This window comes from Clostridium sp., assembly GCF_050717515.1.
In the GTDB taxonomy this organism is placed as follows: Bacteria; Bacillota; Clostridia; order Clostridiales; family Clostridiaceae; genus Clostridium_AD.
Window position 1 is genome coordinate 197,681 of record NZ_JBOITL010000025.1, and the last position, 14,907, is coordinate 212,587.

General features: G+C 30.5%; 14 protein-coding genes and 1 other annotated feature. Of the genes, 10 read left to right on the top strand and 4 right to left on the bottom strand.

Annotated elements, in window-relative coordinates; all coding sequences use genetic code 11:
* Positions 1 to 439 precede the first annotated feature (439 nt).
* The 3 genes from ACREV6_RS10440 (at position 440) to ACREV6_RS10450 (ending at position 3,892) form a co-directional block, all read left to right on the top strand.
* Positions 440 to 1,213, top strand: coding sequence for a CsxC family protein (locus tag ACREV6_RS10440; protein ID WP_431578258.1), 774 nt, complete (start codon positions 440 to 442; stop codon positions 1,211 to 1,213).
* A 134-nt stretch (positions 1,214 to 1,347) separates the two neighbouring features.
* Positions 1,348 to 2,934 (top strand): CsxC family protein, encoded by a 1,587-nt coding sequence (locus ACREV6_RS10445; protein ID WP_431577950.1) that lies wholly within the window; start codon positions 1,348 to 1,350, stop codon positions 2,932 to 2,934.
* 139 nt (positions 2,935 to 3,073) lie between these two features.
* The gene (locus ACREV6_RS10450) at positions 3,074 to 3,892 is read left to right on the top strand and encodes a CsxC family protein (protein WP_431577951.1); all 819 of its coding nucleotides are present in this window, start codon (positions 3,074 to 3,076) and stop codon (positions 3,890 to 3,892) included.
* A 151-nt stretch (positions 3,893 to 4,043) separates the two neighbouring features.
* Here the strand turns inward: ACREV6_RS10450 and ACREV6_RS10455 are convergent, their stop codons facing one another.
* Positions 4,044 to 4,529, bottom strand: coding sequence for a hypothetical protein (locus ACREV6_RS10455; protein ID WP_431577952.1), 486 nt, complete (start codon positions 4,527 to 4,529; stop codon positions 4,044 to 4,046).
* Between the two features lie 270 nt (positions 4,530 to 4,799).
* On the opposite strand from ACREV6_RS10455, the gene ACREV6_RS10460 reads away from it, so the two are divergent.
* Together ACREV6_RS10460 and clpA are read left to right on the top strand one after the other, a co-directional pair.
* Entirely contained in the window at positions 4,800 to 5,117 is a 318-nt protein-coding gene (locus tag ACREV6_RS10460) for an ATP-dependent Clp protease adaptor ClpS (RefSeq protein WP_431577953.1), read from the top strand.
* 2 nt (positions 5,118 to 5,119) lie between these two features.
* Complete coding sequence (gene clpA, locus ACREV6_RS10465) at positions 5,120 to 7,423, top strand: ATP-dependent Clp protease ATP-binding subunit ClpA (protein ID WP_431577954.1); 2,304 nt, start codon at positions 5,120 to 5,122, stop codon at positions 7,421 to 7,423.
* Positions 7,424 to 7,477: 54 nt separating this feature from the next.
* Here the strand turns inward: clpA and ACREV6_RS10470 are convergent, their stop codons facing one another.
* Positions 7,478 to 7,846, bottom strand: coding sequence for a VOC family protein (locus ACREV6_RS10470; protein WP_431577955.1), 369 nt, complete (start codon positions 7,844 to 7,846; stop codon positions 7,478 to 7,480).
* 130 nt (positions 7,847 to 7,976) lie between these two features.
* Here ACREV6_RS10470 and ACREV6_RS10475 point away from each other — a divergent pair, with 130 nt between their 5' ends.
* The 4 genes from ACREV6_RS10475 (at position 7,977) to ACREV6_RS10490 (ending at position 11,123) form a co-directional block, all read left to right on the top strand.
* A complete protein-coding gene (locus tag ACREV6_RS10475) occupies positions 7,977 to 8,714 on the top strand; it encodes an MBL fold metallo-hydrolase (protein ID WP_431577956.1) in 738 nt (245 codons plus the stop codon).
* A 215-nt stretch (positions 8,715 to 8,929) separates the two neighbouring features.
* Positions 8,930 to 9,793, top strand: a complete 864-nt coding sequence (locus ACREV6_RS10480; protein WP_431577957.1) for a YitT family protein — start codon at positions 8,930 to 8,932, stop codon at positions 9,791 to 9,793.
* Positions 9,794 to 9,888: 95 nt separating this feature from the next.
* Positions 9,889 to 10,131, top strand: a complete 243-nt coding sequence (locus ACREV6_RS10485; protein WP_431577958.1) for a hypothetical protein — start codon at positions 9,889 to 9,891, stop codon at positions 10,129 to 10,131.
* Positions 10,132 to 10,367: 236 nt separating this feature from the next.
* Positions 10,368 to 11,123 (top strand): acyl-CoA dehydratase activase, encoded by a 756-nt coding sequence (locus ACREV6_RS10490; protein ID WP_431577959.1) that lies wholly within the window; start codon positions 10,368 to 10,370, stop codon positions 11,121 to 11,123.
* Positions 11,124 to 11,306: 183 nt separating this feature from the next.
* On the opposite strand, the gene ACREV6_RS10495 is transcribed toward ACREV6_RS10490, so the two are convergent.
* Positions 11,307 to 11,960: a zinc dependent phospholipase C family protein gene (locus ACREV6_RS10495; RefSeq protein ID WP_431577960.1), complete on the bottom strand. Its 654-nt coding sequence runs from the start codon at positions 11,958 to 11,960 to the stop codon at positions 11,307 to 11,309.
* A 193-nt stretch (positions 11,961 to 12,153) separates the two neighbouring features.
* Positions 12,154 to 12,735: a phospholipid scramblase-related protein gene (locus ACREV6_RS10500; protein WP_431577961.1), complete on the bottom strand. Its 582-nt coding sequence runs from the start codon at positions 12,733 to 12,735 to the stop codon at positions 12,154 to 12,156.
* A gap of 370 nt (positions 12,736 to 13,105) precedes the next feature.
* Positions 13,106 to 13,358: a binding site (T-box leader), on the top strand.
* A 65-nt stretch (positions 13,359 to 13,423) separates the two neighbouring features.
* On the opposite strand from ACREV6_RS10500, the gene asnS reads away from it, so the two are divergent.
* Entirely contained in the window at positions 13,424 to 14,815 is a 1,392-nt protein-coding gene (asnS, locus tag ACREV6_RS10505; protein ID WP_431577962.1) for an asparagine--tRNA ligase, read from the top strand.
* The last annotated feature ends 92 nt before the right edge of the window (positions 14,816 to 14,907 follow it).

Below are 14,907 nucleotides of genomic sequence, written 5' to 3' on the forward strand. Positions count from 1 at the left end.
AATAAAATTCACTTAACATTTAATAGTTTAGCCATATTATTTTTATTTAAACATATGTGAAAGATTATTATATAAAAAAATACATTTATAAAAATTAGAAGTTGATGTTAACATTAAAAAATAGGAACATAAGAGTAAATCTTATGTTCCTATTTTTTATATTTAAGATCATTTATTCATTGCAGAATAAACTATAGATTCTTTATTTTCTACCCGTTTTTTCTGTAACACAATAGCACAAATAGTAATAGTATATACTATAGATTTCACTATGAATCTTACATTTAACCAAGTGTATCACAAAATCTTTAGCAGTAAGAGTAAAGGTAGAATGTAGTAGATTTAGTGTAATATATATAATTCAAAGATTATATTTTGTTAGATTAAGAGGAGGATAATATTATTTATGAATATTAATTATAAATATAAAGATAGTGAAATGGCACAGTGTAATGATTCTCAAATTGCAGCTTGTTCTTTAGAAAGGCAGGCTTGTGCAACCGTTACTACTCAAGCTGAATCAATAACTGAACAAATGGATGTAGATCCTTGTGTTATTAAATGCGGACCTGTAGTAGTTAAGATTCCAGTTGTAATAGCAGAGACCAATATAACAATCCCTGTTGAAGCTACTATCACATTAGATCAAACAGTTATGGAAGTTAAACGTATTAAAAAGAATGTATTTTTAACTCAATCTCGTCTTATCCCATTTTCTCATGACAGCCGTAATTGTACTGGAATATTATTTATAGCAGGGTTTATTAGAAAGAATATTGAGTATGCAACTCAAACTTGTCCATCTGGTGTAAATGTAAATGTATGTGGGGATATAAGGCACTGTACAGTTCAAGTTCCTTTTAATTTCACTACTAGAGTTACTTTCCTTAGACCACCTATTTTTACTGAAAACACTACTCCAAGTGAACTAGAATTCTTTACAGATAAACTTGCAGGCTGCGATGCTTGTGCAGATCCAGTACTTGGACGTAATCCTTGTGATCAAAATTTCTATTTCACAGAATACTTTAATGAAAAACCTTTTGTTGAATTAGTAAGGGCAGATATTACTGAAATAGATATTCACACAAATCCAACTTCAAACTGCCAAACTCCTACAGAGCAAAGGTTCACGGAACTCACTGAAAAAATAGTAGTTAATTTAACACTAAAAGTTTTACAAAACCAACAAGTAAGAATTACAGCACTTTAATCTTTACTTTAGATATTAATTAATTTATATTCTCTAGACCCAAAGCTTACTAAGAGTGGTTTTGGGTCTGTTTCTTAGGAAGAGTTACATTTAAAGTTTTTTAGGCTATAGCATTTTTAATAGGAGGAGAAGTTGTGTTCACAATAAACAATTCAATGGAATATGATGATATCCGGCATAAGAAAAAATGTGATGAAGAACATTATAATGAAAAGCAACATAAAAGGGAACATGATGATGAAAGGCATAAAAGAAAACAAGAGGAAAAGCAACATAAAAGGGAACATGATGATGAAAGACATAAGAAAAAACAAGATAAAAATCAACATAAAAAAGATTATAATGATGAAAGGCATAAGAGAAAACATAATAAAGAACATCATAAAAAGGATCATGATAATGAGCCACATAAAAGAAAACATCACAGAAAAAATCATGACGAAGAACATCATAAAAGGGATCATGATGATAATCTACTCCAAATAAAACCGGATAAAATTTATTTTACAGAAAGAGATTTATTTAATTTTTTTAAAACTTATAGTGTAGAAAATGATAAATATGTCCCCTTGGAAAAAAATTCAGAAGATAAAAAACCTGATATATCCAAGGAGGATGACATAGATAATAATGTAGAAGGCAAAAACCTTGATTTATCCAATGAGGATCACTTAGAAAGTAATGTAGAAGATGGAAACTATAACTTATCAAAGGAGGATACCTTAGAAAAAGATATAGAAGACAAAAACTATGATTTATTCAAAGATGATGACTTAGAAAACAATGTAGAAAATGAAAACTGCAATTTATCCAAGGACGATAGCTTAGAAAATAAGAATTATACTTGTTTTGGAGATTTGCATAATGAAGACTTCCTAGAAGAAAATCATAACGCCATTGTAAATGAAGAGGTTCTAGAAGAAAATCATAATACCATTGAAGCAGAAGAGTTCTCTAAAGATACGCTTAATAATAAAGTGGATGAGGTTCAAATTGTGAATTGTAAAACAAGGGTTACTTCTGAAATTCTAACTCTTTGTGATAATATTACTCATACTTCTGAGGTCACTGTAGAGCCTGTAACAGTAAAAATTCCAGTAGTGCTAACAGAATGTACTATAACTATTACTGTTGAGTCTTCTCTTAAGCTAGAGGATGTTGTATTAGAAATTAAACACATTAGAAAAAATGTATATTTAAATCAGTGCGAACTTATTCCGAGCTCCGAAGATGGTAAACCCAATACTGGAATACTATTTGTAGATGGCTTTATTAGGAAAAATATAGAATACAGCACTAAAGACCATAATGATAATGGAGTATCATGCGGAAAAGTTAAACATGTTACAGTTAATGTTCCTTTTAAATGCACTACCAGAGTAATGTTTAAGACTTACCCTAAGTTTAAACCAAATAATTATCAAGATGAAGTAAAAATACTACAAACTAGCATTGAAGTTTACAAGCCCTGTGAAGAAGACATAATTGGAGAAGATATTCGAGAGCAAAGTTTTAAAATAATCGAATACTTTAATGAAAAAGTATTTTGTGAATTAATTAGTGCTGAAATTATTGAATCTGACATTATTGAAAATTCAATAAATAAAGAGTGTAAAATACCTTTAGAAGGCGAATTTCACAACATAACTGAAAAGGTAGTGCTGTCATTAACAATAAAATTATTACAAAATCAACATGTAGATATTTCAAAAAAAAGTTAGTAGTGCTGTAACGCAAAACATAAATTGCAATAGTATATAATAGAAAGATTATACTACAAATCTTATATTTTACTGGGTAGCTCGCCAACTTTTCAATCATACGTATACTTTCGTTTAATAAAAAGGAGGATAATTTATTATGAATATTGATTCTAAATTAAATCAAGAAAATCCAATAAACACAGGTAATGATTCATATATTGCAGATATTGCAGATTGTTGTTTAAAAAATAATCATTGTGCAACAGTTACTACTCAAGCTGAAACAATAACTGAAGAAATTGATGTGATTCCTACTGTTATTTGTGCTGGGAATGTAGTAGTTAAGCTCCCTGTTGTGCTAGCAGAGACAAAAATAATAATTCCGGTAGAAGCTACTATCACATTTGACCAAGTAGTTATGGAAATTAAACGCACTAAAAAGAATGTATTTTTAACTCAATCTCGTTTAATTCCATTTTCTCAAGACAACCGTACTGGCACTGGGATATTATTTATAGCAGGTTTTGTTAGAAAGAATATTGAGTATGCAACTCAAACTTGTCCATCAGGTACAAGTATAAATGTATGCGGAGATATAAGGCACTGTACAGTTCAAGTTCCTTTTAACTTTACTACTAGAGTTACTTTCCTTAGGCCACCTGTTTTTAATGAAAACACCACTCCAAGTGAAATAGAATTTTTTACAGATAAAATTGAAGGCTGCGATAATTGTGCAGATCCTGTACTTGGACGTAATCCTTGCGATCAGAGTTTCTTTATCACAGAATTCTATAATGAAAAACCCTATGTTGAATTAGTAAGAGCAGATGTTACTGAAGTTGATATTCACACAAATCCAACTTCAAGGTGTGAAACTTCTACAGAGCAAAGGTTTACACAACTTACCGAAAAAGTAGTGATAAATTTAACACTAAAAGTATTACAAAATCAGCAGGTAAGAATTTTGGCAGTCTAGGACATGTCTACCAGAACTACATGAGGATTGTTAAAATACAAAAAAACAGTAAACATAAGAGTAAATCTTATGTTCCTGTTTTTTTATACATAAATTTTTCGGTATTACATGGATACATCTTATTCTTGTAAAATGTTAATTAAAGACATTATTAATACATGGGGAGTACCTTACTAGTAGTTAAATATATGTGATTTTTCATGTTTTCTATATCTAATGTAGCATTTTTTAATTTAAATGTTGATTTAATAGGAATGTCTATATTTATTTTGGATATTATGATGGGAACTGTTGATAGGATGTTTTTATTATGATTAGTATTTATATTTTCAGGAATTTCATAAATATGTTTGCCAGGAGTATTCGTGTTAATATTAGATTTATCCTTAATACATTGTGTATCATCTTCTATATTTTCTTCTTGTATAGGAAATATACATTCTGCATTCATTATATTTTTTGTGTTCTTTTTGAAACTTAAATTATTTAAGTTTACTTTGTTTTTAAGATTAATATTTGGTGGATTTTTTATAGGTTTTTTGTTGAAATTTTCATTATAATATGATTGCTGTAAAATCTTGATAATAATAATTAGGGTTAATATATTTAATTTATCGCAGTTACTGTATGGTATCATAGAAAAATACTCCTTTCTCACAAAAATTAGGTGCCTGAAATTCCTACTTTTATTAAGGCATTAAGACCTACTTTATAATATGTGGAAAATAAAAAAAGAGTTACTTTTAATAGGGTTATATTTTAAACTCTAAATATCAAAGATAAAAGTATAGAAGGGTTGAAATAATATAGTTAAATGAAGTAATATATAGACAAGTAGGATATAATAGTCTTGTAGTAAAGCACGGAAAATAAAATAAACTTGATTAAAACAGTGAGGTTGGTAATTATGTCGCAGCAAAATATTTTTGATGAAGAAGTTAATATTAAAGAGAAAATAGAAATTGAGATTAAGAAGCCCAATAAGTACAACGTAATCATTCACAATGATGATTATACAAGTATGGAGTTTGTTGTGCAGGTTTTAGTTGGAGTTTTTAAAAAACAGGTTGTGGAAGCCACGAAAATTATGTTTGATGTCCATAAAAAAGGTAGAGGCATTGCAGGAATATATAGCTATGATGTAGGCGTAACAAAGATTATTCAAGCTATGGAGATGTGTGAGGAAAGTGGCTTTCCATTAAAATTAACATTAGAAGAGGAGTAATTATGCAATTAGATAATATAGTAAATGAGATTATTACAGCAGCTTATAATGAAGCTCAAATGTCCAATCATGAATATTTCACACCAGAACACATTCTTTACGCCTCTTTATTTTTTGAAGAGGGAATTGATATAGTAGAGAATAGTGGTGGTAATGTTAAGAGACTAAAAAAACAGATAATTAAATTCTTAAAGGAAAATATAGAGGTTGTAGAAGATGCGGAGCCAATACAAACCATTGGAATCCAGACAATTTTATCAACAGCCGAAGATCACGTTATGCTTTCGGGAAAAGAGCTGGTTAAGATTGGTGATGTGATTGTAGCCATGTATGATGATGAGGAAAGCTTTGCCTCATATTTTTTGAGAAAACAGCAAATGAAAAGACGGGATCTTCTCAATTACATAGCTCATGGTATTTCTGTAGTAGATACTTTTGACTTTGCAGGGACAACAAACCATGAGGAAGAAGAAGCAGTTGAATTTGAGGAAGAGGAAGAGGAAGAAGAAGAGTCAGAACACACATATGATGAGGAAATGAATTTTAGTGAGAAAGAAGATTTTTTAAGTAATTTTACTGTGGAGTTAACGCAGAAAGCAGGCAGGGGAGAAATGGATCCTCTTATTGGGAGGCAAGATATTCTGCAAAGGACACTGCAAATATTATGTAGGAGACTTAAAAATAATCCAGTACATGTAGGAGAACCAGGAGTAGGTAAAACTGCTATCACTGAGGGTCTTGCACAACTAATTGTAGAAAATAAAGTTCCTAAGATATTACAGGGAAGTAAGATATATTATTTGGATATGGGTTCTCTCCTAGCAGGAACAAAGTATAGAGGCGATTTTGAAGAACGCATAAAAAGAGTATTAAGGGAGATTAGTAAAGAAGAAAAGCCTATAGTATATATCGATGAGATCCATACCATTGTTGGAGCTGGTGCAGTTTCTGGAGGATCAATGGATGCTTCTAATATTTTAAAACCCTTTCTTGCAGATGGTAAGGTAAGATTCATTGGTTCAACTACTTATGATGAATATAAAAAGCATTTTGAAAAAGATAGTGCACTAGCTAGAAGATTCCAAAAGATTGAAGTGCCAGAGCCATCAACTGAAGATACTTTTAATATTCTTATGGGACTAAGGGATAGATACGAAACTTACCATAAAGTTACGTACAAGGAAGAAGCTTTAAAAACAGCGGTAGAATTATCTAGCAAGTATATTAATGATAGATATCTTCCAGATAAAGCTATAGATATTATGGATGAAGCGGGTGCTTATGCTAGGCTTAATGCTCAGGATAGTGAAGAAAATATTGTTATAACAGAAGGTGCAGTAGAAAAAATAGTAGCTTCTATTGCAAAGATTCCAGAGCAAAGCGTATCAAATAATGAAACCTCAACACTAAAAAATCTAGACCAAAATTTAAAGAAACAAGTTTTTGGGCAAAGTGCCGCTATAGACACTCTAGTAAGAGCTATAAAGAGATCTAGGGCAGGGTTTAATGATGAAGAAAAGCCAATAGCATCTCTTCTTTTTGTGGGGCCTACAGGAGTAGGAAAGACAGAAGTAAGTAAGCAATTATCAAAGAGCCTCGCTATTCCACTTATTAGATTTGATATGAGTGAATACCAAGAAAAGCATACTGTGGCTAGACTTATTGGTGCACCACCAGGATATGTAGGTTATGAAGAGGGTGGATTATTAATCGAAGCCATTAAAAAAAATCCCCATTGTGTGCTACTGCTTGATGAAATCGAAAAAGCTCACCCGGATGTATATAATGTGCTACTTCAGGTTATGGATTATGCTACTTTGACAGATAATACTGGTAAAAAGGCAGATTTCAGAAATGTTATTTTAATAATGACATCTAACGCAGGAGCAAGAGAAGCTAGCAAAAATATAATTGGATTTGGAGACAGAATAGAATCAGGGGGAGCAGTTACTAAAGAAGTGGAACGTGTGTTTTCTCCAGAATTTAGAAATAGATTGGATAATATAATTGTATTTAATAAAATAGACGAAGCTATGGCGCTTCAAATAGCTAAGAAAGCTATGAAACAGTTCCAGGAAAAGCTTTTAACTAAAAATATTAAATTAGAGGTAACAGATAATTTGTATGCTTGGTTAAGTAAAAAGGGCTATTCAGAGGTTTATGGAGCTAGAGAAATTAATAGAGTAGTTCAACAAGAGATAAAGACCTATTTTGTTGATGAGGTATTATTTGGAGAACTTTCCAAAGGTGGTAGCGCCACAATTGATATTGTGGATGGTAAACTTACAATTATTAAAGGGAAATAATAAAAAGATGTTGCTTTTCAATGGCAACATCTTTTTATTAGAATTTTTTTATGCCTATTTTCTTGGAATAATCTCTATCCAGTAGCCATCAGGATCCATAATAAAATATATTCCCATAGGTTTATTTTCAAAACAGATGCATCTCATTTTTTTATGGTGCGCATAGGCTTCCTCAAAATTATCTGTAACTACAGCAAGATGAAATTCATTTTCGCCTAAATTGTAGCCTTCGGTTCTATCTTTAAGACAAGTGAGCTCTAACTTATGATTAGTAGTTTCATCACCTAAAAACACAAGAGTGAAACTATTGTCGGGCGCATTAAATCGTCTAGTTTCTACAAAGCCAAGTGCCTCCTTATAAAACTTTACACTTTTTTCTAAATCCAATACGTTTATATTATTATGGTCAAAAGAAAACTTCATTTAACATAACCACCTTTTGGGATAATTTAATATATCACATATACTATATCATCATTATATATTTGTGATAAAATAAGGGCAATAGATTTATTATTTATCAAAAATATTTTAAATATAAGGAGATATAATTATGGAAAAGATAAAAGCAAAAATATACTATATTTATCATAGTGGCTTTGCAATTAAAACTAAAAATCATTTTTTAATATTTGATTATTATAAAGAGCCTATAGAAAATGATGCAACTCATAGACCCTCAGATGTATTGTCCCCTAAAAATATTAAACAAATGAAAAATGTGGTTGTGTTTGCTTCTCATAGTCATGAAGATCATTTTAACTCTAGTATTTTGGAATGGGAGAATTATAACAGTAATATAAAATATATATTTAGTAGTGACATAACAATAAATAAAAATAGACCTAGTTATAGCTTTATAGAAGAAGGTCAGGAAAGAACATTGGGCGACCTTTATGTAAAAGCTTATGGTTCAACGGATATTGGCATATCTTTCCTCGTAAAAGTGGATGGATTAACTATTTTTCATGCGGGAGATCTTAACTGGTGGCACTGGGAAGAGGATAGCTTAGAGGAGCAGTCCTTATCGGAGTCTTCATTTAAAGCTCAGATAGACAAGTTAAGTAAAGAAAAATCAATTGATATAGCGTTTTTTCCTGTAGATCCAAGACTCCAAGAATCTTATTATATAGGTGGAGAATATTTTGCTAAAAAAATTCAACCTAAATTACTTATACCTATGCATTTCGGAGAGGATGTAAATATTACTAGTGAATTTGCAGATAAAATGAGAAAACAAAACATAAATGCAGTCGGAATAGATTATTCTGGACAAGAAATAATATATTAAAATTTATTTTTAATATATTTGAATAAATATATTGATTTATGTTAATGATTTAGGTAAACCAAATAAAAAAGCACTTGATGCAGTATTTTTTTTAGTCCCCCTAAATTAATATTGCATGAGGTGCTTTTTTTATTTACATAATTTAATAATTGTGATAACTTTATTGAGGAGAAGTTAGAAATAGTAAGTAAAGATCAGAAAGTGGGATAAAGTAAATGAGAATAGAAACTAAAAATGAAAAGATTTTAAATTATATTTATATTATGGTTGGAGCAACAATCCTTGCAGCAGGGATAAATATGTTTTTGGCAAAATTAAAGCTAGTAACTGGTGGAGTATCAGGTCTTGCAATTATAATTCAGTATGTAACAGAAAAACATTATGGAAACGGAGTGCCTTTATGGCTTACTAATATTGTTGTAAATATACCATTATTCGCCATAGCTGTAAAACTTAAGGGAAGACAATTTGTAGGAAAATCTATGTTTGCAGCAGCATACTTATCTTTTGCCTTGTTTTATACAAGCTTTCTACCTGCACCAGAGGTTGATTTTTTGCTAGCAAGTATATTTGGTGGGGTATTTGTTGGTACAGGCTTAGGCTTTGTATTAAGAGCGTCTGCTAGTACTGGCGGCACTGATTTAGCTGCAAATATCATAAAGATTTATTTAAAGGATGTACCAATAGCTAAAATTATACTAACACTAGATTCAACTATAATACTATTAGGCGCCTTTGTATTTGGAGTTGAAAAGGCGATGTATGCCCTAATATCCGTATATATAGTTTCTAAGGTTATAGATAGTATACTAGAAGGAATAAATTTTTCGAAAGCGGTATTTATTATTTCAGATAATTCTAAGGAAATAGCGGAAACATTAATGAAAGATTTAAAGCGAGGTGTTACAGGAATAAATGGTACAGGAATGTATACAAAGGGAGAAAAGCAGGTGCTATTTGTAGTAGTTGGTAAAAATCAAATAGTACATCTTCAAAAAATGGTTAAAGAAATAGATGCCAGTGCATTTATTACTATCGCTGATGTGCGGGAAGTGTTAGGAGAAGGATTTACAGAATAAAAAGGTGATATGCTAAATAAAATTAGGCAACATTTTCAAAGTATATTTGGAACCCTTCCTGTGCAAACTATATTTAGAAAGGAAGTGAGTATACTATGAGTGATAGATTAAATAGCAAGCCTGTTACCTTTGATCATCCTGAAAAACTTACACAAGGAGTATCATTAGAAGAAGGGGATATTGTAGCAAAAACTTTTATCAATGAAGAAGATGGATGTGTAAAATCAAACATCGTTATTGAAAACAAGGCAACTGGAGAAATAGCTAAGAGAGATTCGGTTATTGGTGAGATAGTTGAAGATGAATATGAAGAGGTCGATGAAGACGAAGAATTTTAAATAGATATATTTTTTAGTATTGAATATAATGTGGATAATTTAAGAAGAGATATTTAAGAACACCTATTAGATTATTAATAGGTGTTCTTAAATTTTTAATAAAATAAACAAGCTTAATTAGGCTAAATTATTTTTGTTTTTATTAGTACTTAGAAAAATAATTTGAGAATATAAGTACAAGTGTATTATAATTAATAAATATAGTTAAAATACATATAATATAAGGGGTGGCAATTATGTTTTACATAGGAATAGATATAGGCTCAACAGCAGCTAAAGTAGCAATATTTAAGGAAGATAAATTAGAAAAATACTTTGTAATGCCTACAGGATGGAGTAGTGTTGAAACTGCCAATACTATAAAAGAAAAACTGGAATTATTGGGAATAAATAAGGAAAATTCAAAGTCAGTAGCAACGGGTTATGGAAGAGTATCTGTGCCTTATGCAGACAAAACTATAACAGAGATAACTTGTCATGGTAAGGGGGCGGCATATTTATTATGCTGTGACTGTACAGTAATTGATATAGGTGGACAAGATACAAAGGTTATTACTGTGGAGAATGGTATGATAACAAATTTTATTATGAATGATAAATGCTCTGCAGGCACTGGTCGGTTTCTAGAAATTATGGCTAATGCTTTAGGAATGGATATAGATTCACTTTGTGATTTAGCAAGGCAAGGCAGTGGAATTACCATAAGCTCCATGTGTACTGTTTTTGCTGAGTCTGAAGTTATTAGTCTTATAGGTAGAGGAGAGAAAAAAGAGGATATAGCCTATGCTATTGTGGACTCGATAGTTAGTAAGGTTAGTTCATTATGTGGAAAACATTCAGAAGGATTTAATTACTTTCTTACAGGGGGGCTATCAGGGAATGCATATATTTTAAGTAGTCTTTCAGAAAAATTAGCGAAAGAAGTTAGTACAAATGAATTAGGAAGATATGCGGGTGCTATAGGGGCGGGGTTAATGGCCAGAAAGTTATAAGTAGCTGAATAGAATATTTCAAAGGAAACACATAGTTCATGAGTTTTTGATAGATAATTTAAAAGCAATTACTTTTAAAATTATTGGCTGCTCATATAAAATAACACGAAGCCATGTGAAAATAAATGACAAGTCAAAGGGGCTAATATGACTTGTCATTTACTTGAATGTGCCTTATATTTTTTATATGCAATTCTTCAATGCTAGTGTTATTGTTTCACTTGTAGCTATAATAAAGTCATCCATCTCTTTTTCATTTAGGTAAATAAAGTTTTCTTTTGTTTCTTCATTTTCTCCTAAATAATATTCTGTAATACGTTTAATCTGCAGTTGAAATGCATTTTCAGGAAAGTAATCTAGATAATCTGGTACTGTCTTTATATCTTTAATTACTGTAAAAAATAAGCATTTAGGATTATTTTTTAAATATAGAAAGTCTAATCCATACCAATCTTTTTTTATCGTCCAAATAAACTTAGGGTCTTTGTCTAAGCCTTCTTTATGTAAAACTCCTTTTTTCTTTTCAGCATAAAGCTTTGACCACTCTATATCAGTTAATAAGTGCACATAATAGCCTAATATAAATGAAGATAAATTCTTATCTTGTTTTAAACTAGGACTGTTTACGTATTTGTCATAGAAGGCTTTAGCGTTTATTTTATTTTGATCATCTAACCAGTGTGTAATTTTTTTTGAAGGTGTAAAACTGCTGTAATCTTCATTAGGCACTCCTGAATCGGGACCTATATTGCCTACTACAAATGGAGAAGTTTCTAAATCGTATCCCTTATTTAAAATATTTTCTGCTATTCTAAGATGAGCTATCCATGTAGCCATATAAATCACTCTCTTTCTAATATTACAATATTTAAAATATAACATAAAATACATAGCGTGGTTTGTGGCATTATCTTTGTCAAAACAATAAAAGTGGAGATAATAAAAAATTCTGGTAATTTGTACTAGAATTTTTTAAAGTAATTTCAAAATTTAAAGATTAATTATACTATTGTAGCGATTGATACAACTATTAATTTTCTTTATATACCATGTCTACAGCTAAACCGGCAGCTAGTAGCAATATAATTTTATCTTGGGTATACTCGCCTTCATCTAAAGAAATCATATAATTATCTGCAGATGTGAATAATTCTTTTCCTATTCCAGACCATTTTTTTGTAATAGTGCCCGCAGATTTTCCATTTTGAAAAATATTAAAGTTCCAACCCTTCCAATCTCCTTTTAGTTCAGCTATTTCATTTCCATTTGAATCAAAAACCCAAAAACCTCCGCCTAAAGTTAATATTTTACCTTTAAAATATCCCTTGTAAGTTCCAGCGCCATCATATACACTGACTTTTGAGCGTAGAAATGTGAATGGTTTTTTTATTGTAAACGCAATTGAATTGGTTTCTGTATCACTAACGTTTATTTTATTAGGGAGCATTCCCTTACCTAGAATTAATCGTAAAAAATAAACCAATGGACCAGGTTCTTCTTTAGCAAAACCAATTTGTGTATTAAGCGTTGGATCAAAAATATCATATATCCCTGAAAATTTCATAAATTGTACCTGTTCTTTAATAAAAAAATTCTTTTTATCTAGTAACATAACATCAGTCCTTCCAAAATAGTTTTATTTTAATATTTAATTTATAAGTGCATATTATTTTACATTTAAATCAATTATACATAGCAAATTGATTTAAATATAAAAACGATAATAAAGATTTATTATAACATATTTATGGTAAATATGTTAAATGCTCATAAAGTTAATGGGGATTCAAATATTTTACTTACCAAAACAGTGGGAGCGTACTTAAAACAAAGAAGGCCAATTTAAAGCTTTATACATTTATTATAAAAGAAATTTTTGCTTAATAATATAAAAAAATTGACATTTATCATTATGAATATTATAATTAAAGTTATAATACAAAAATAATTAATTTACATGCTAATTATTATAAATTTTTAATTTAAAGACTGTGAAGAGAAGAGTAAATATAAAAAGTAGTCATAGCGAGTTGGTGGTGGTGAAAGACCAATACAAAGTTTATATTGAAGAACATCTCAGAGTTTCTAACCGAAATCCTTAGGAGAGTAGGCTTAGACGGGTTCAATCCGTTAATAGTTGTACAGTATCGAATTTATAATTCTGTACTGATTAGAGTGGTCATATTTTATGACAAACTGGGTGGTACCGCGAAATTATAGCCTTTCGTCCCTTTATTATTAAGGGAGGGAAGGCTTTTTTATTTTTAATATTAGTACAAAATTATAAGGAGGGCAATTTTATGGAAAAATTGTTAGTAAAACAAATTTACAGAGAAAAAGAAAAGTATAGTGATTGCGATGTATCTATCTCAGGATGGATAAGAACTTTAAGATCTTCTAAAGCATTTGGATTTATAGAAATTAATGATGGAAGTTTCTTTAAAAATATTCAAGTGGTTTTTGAGGAAGGTTTAGATAATTTTTCTGAAATAGCTAAATTGCCTATAAGCTCTTCTTTGACTATAGAAGGAAAATTAGTTGTAACACCAGATGCTAAGCAACCATTTGAGCTTAAAGCTACTAAAATAGTTTTAGAAGGAATGTCAGATGTTGATTATCCATTGCAAAAGAAAAGGCACTCTTTTGAGTATTTAAGAACTATTGCACACCTTAGACCAAGAAGTAATGCTTTCTCAGCAGTGTTTAGAGTTCGTTCACTAACTGCTTTTGCTATCCATGAGTTTTTTCAAAAGAGAAACTTTGTATATACACATACACCAATAATTACTGGTAGTGATTGCGAAGGTGCAGGTGAAATGTTCAGAATATCTACCCTTGATTTTAATGATATGCCTATGGGTGAAAACAAAAAAGCTGATTTTTCACAAGACTTTTTTGGTAAAGAAACTAGCTTAACTGTAAGTGGACAGCTCGCAGCAGAAGCTTTTGCACTTGCTTTTAGGAGCGTTTATACCTTCGGACCAACGTTTAGAGCAGAAAATTCTAATACAACAAAACATGCAGCTGAATTCTGGATGATAGAGCCTGAAATAGCTTTTGCGGATTTAAATGATGATATGATGCTTGCAGAAGATATGATGAAATATATTATAAAGTATGTTATGGAAAATGCTCCTGAAGAAATGGAATTTTTCAACAGCTTTGTAGATAAAGGTCTAATTGAAAGATTAAATAGTGTTGTAAATGCAGAATTTGGTCGTGTGACATATACTGAGGCCGTAGACATTTTACAAAAATCAGGAAAGGAATTCCAGTATCCAGTAACTTGGGGCTGTGATCTTCAAACTGAGCATGAAAGATATTTAACAGAAGAAGTGTATAATAAACCATTATTTGTAACTGACTATCCAAAAGAAATAAAATCTTTCTATATGAGAATAAATGATGACAATAAAACAGTTGCAGCTATGGATTTACTTGTGCCAGGAATAGGAGAAATTATAGGTGGAAGCCAAAGAGAAGAAAGACAAGACGTTTTAGAAGCTAGAATGGAAGAATGCGGTCTTAATAGTGAAGATTACTGGTGGTACTTGGAGCTAAGAAAATACGGCGGAACTAAACATGCTGGATTTGGATTAGGATTTGAAAGGGCTATTATGTATATTACAGGAATGAGTAACATTAGAGACGTTATTCCATTCCCAAGAACAACTGGTAGTGCTGAATTTTAATAATAGTTAAATTGATTTATATGTTAATCTCTTAGCTGGTAGGCTGAGAGATTTTTTTCCTTTAAGATCTCTATAAAGTTTGACACATGATT

Excerpts from the sequence above, each read along its gene's own strand:
- ACREV6_RS10440 (WP_431578258.1), top strand. The coding sequence starts at position 440 with ATGGCACAGTGTAATGATTCTCAAATTGCAGCTTGTTCTTTAGAAAGG.
- ACREV6_RS10485 (WP_431577958.1), top strand. The coding sequence starts at position 9,889 with ATGAGTGATAGATTAAATAGCAAGCCTGTTACCTTTGATCATCCTGAA.
- ACREV6_RS10455 (WP_431577952.1), bottom strand. The coding sequence starts at position 4,529 with ATGATACCATACAGTAACTGCGATAAATTAAATATATTAACCCTAATT.
- ACREV6_RS10490 (WP_431577959.1), top strand. The coding sequence starts at position 10,368 with ATGTTTTACATAGGAATAGATATAGGCTCAACAGCAGCTAAAGTAGCA.
- ACREV6_RS10450 (WP_431577951.1), top strand. The coding sequence starts at position 3,074 with ATGAATATTGATTCTAAATTAAATCAAGAAAATCCAATAAACACAGGT.
- ACREV6_RS10460 (WP_431577953.1), top strand. The coding sequence starts at position 4,800 with ATGTCGCAGCAAAATATTTTTGATGAAGAAGTTAATATTAAAGAGAAA.
- clpA (WP_431577954.1), top strand. The coding sequence starts at position 5,120 with ATGCAATTAGATAATATAGTAAATGAGATTATTACAGCAGCTTATAAT.
- ACREV6_RS10495 (WP_431577960.1), bottom strand. The coding sequence starts at position 11,960 with ATGGCTACATGGATAGCTCATCTTAGAATAGCAGAAAATATTTTAAAT.
- asnS (WP_431577962.1), top strand. The coding sequence starts at position 13,424 with ATGGAAAAATTGTTAGTAAAACAAATTTACAGAGAAAAAGAAAAGTAT.
- ACREV6_RS10470 (WP_431577955.1), bottom strand. The coding sequence starts at position 7,846 with ATGAAGTTTTCTTTTGACCATAATAATATAAACGTATTGGATTTAGAA.
- ACREV6_RS10500 (WP_431577961.1), bottom strand. The coding sequence starts at position 12,735 with ATGTTACTAGATAAAAAGAATTTTTTTATTAAAGAACAGGTACAATTT.
- ACREV6_RS10475 (WP_431577956.1), top strand. The coding sequence starts at position 7,977 with ATGGAAAAGATAAAAGCAAAAATATACTATATTTATCATAGTGGCTTT.
- ACREV6_RS10480 (WP_431577957.1), top strand. The coding sequence starts at position 8,930 with ATGAGAATAGAAACTAAAAATGAAAAGATTTTAAATTATATTTATATT.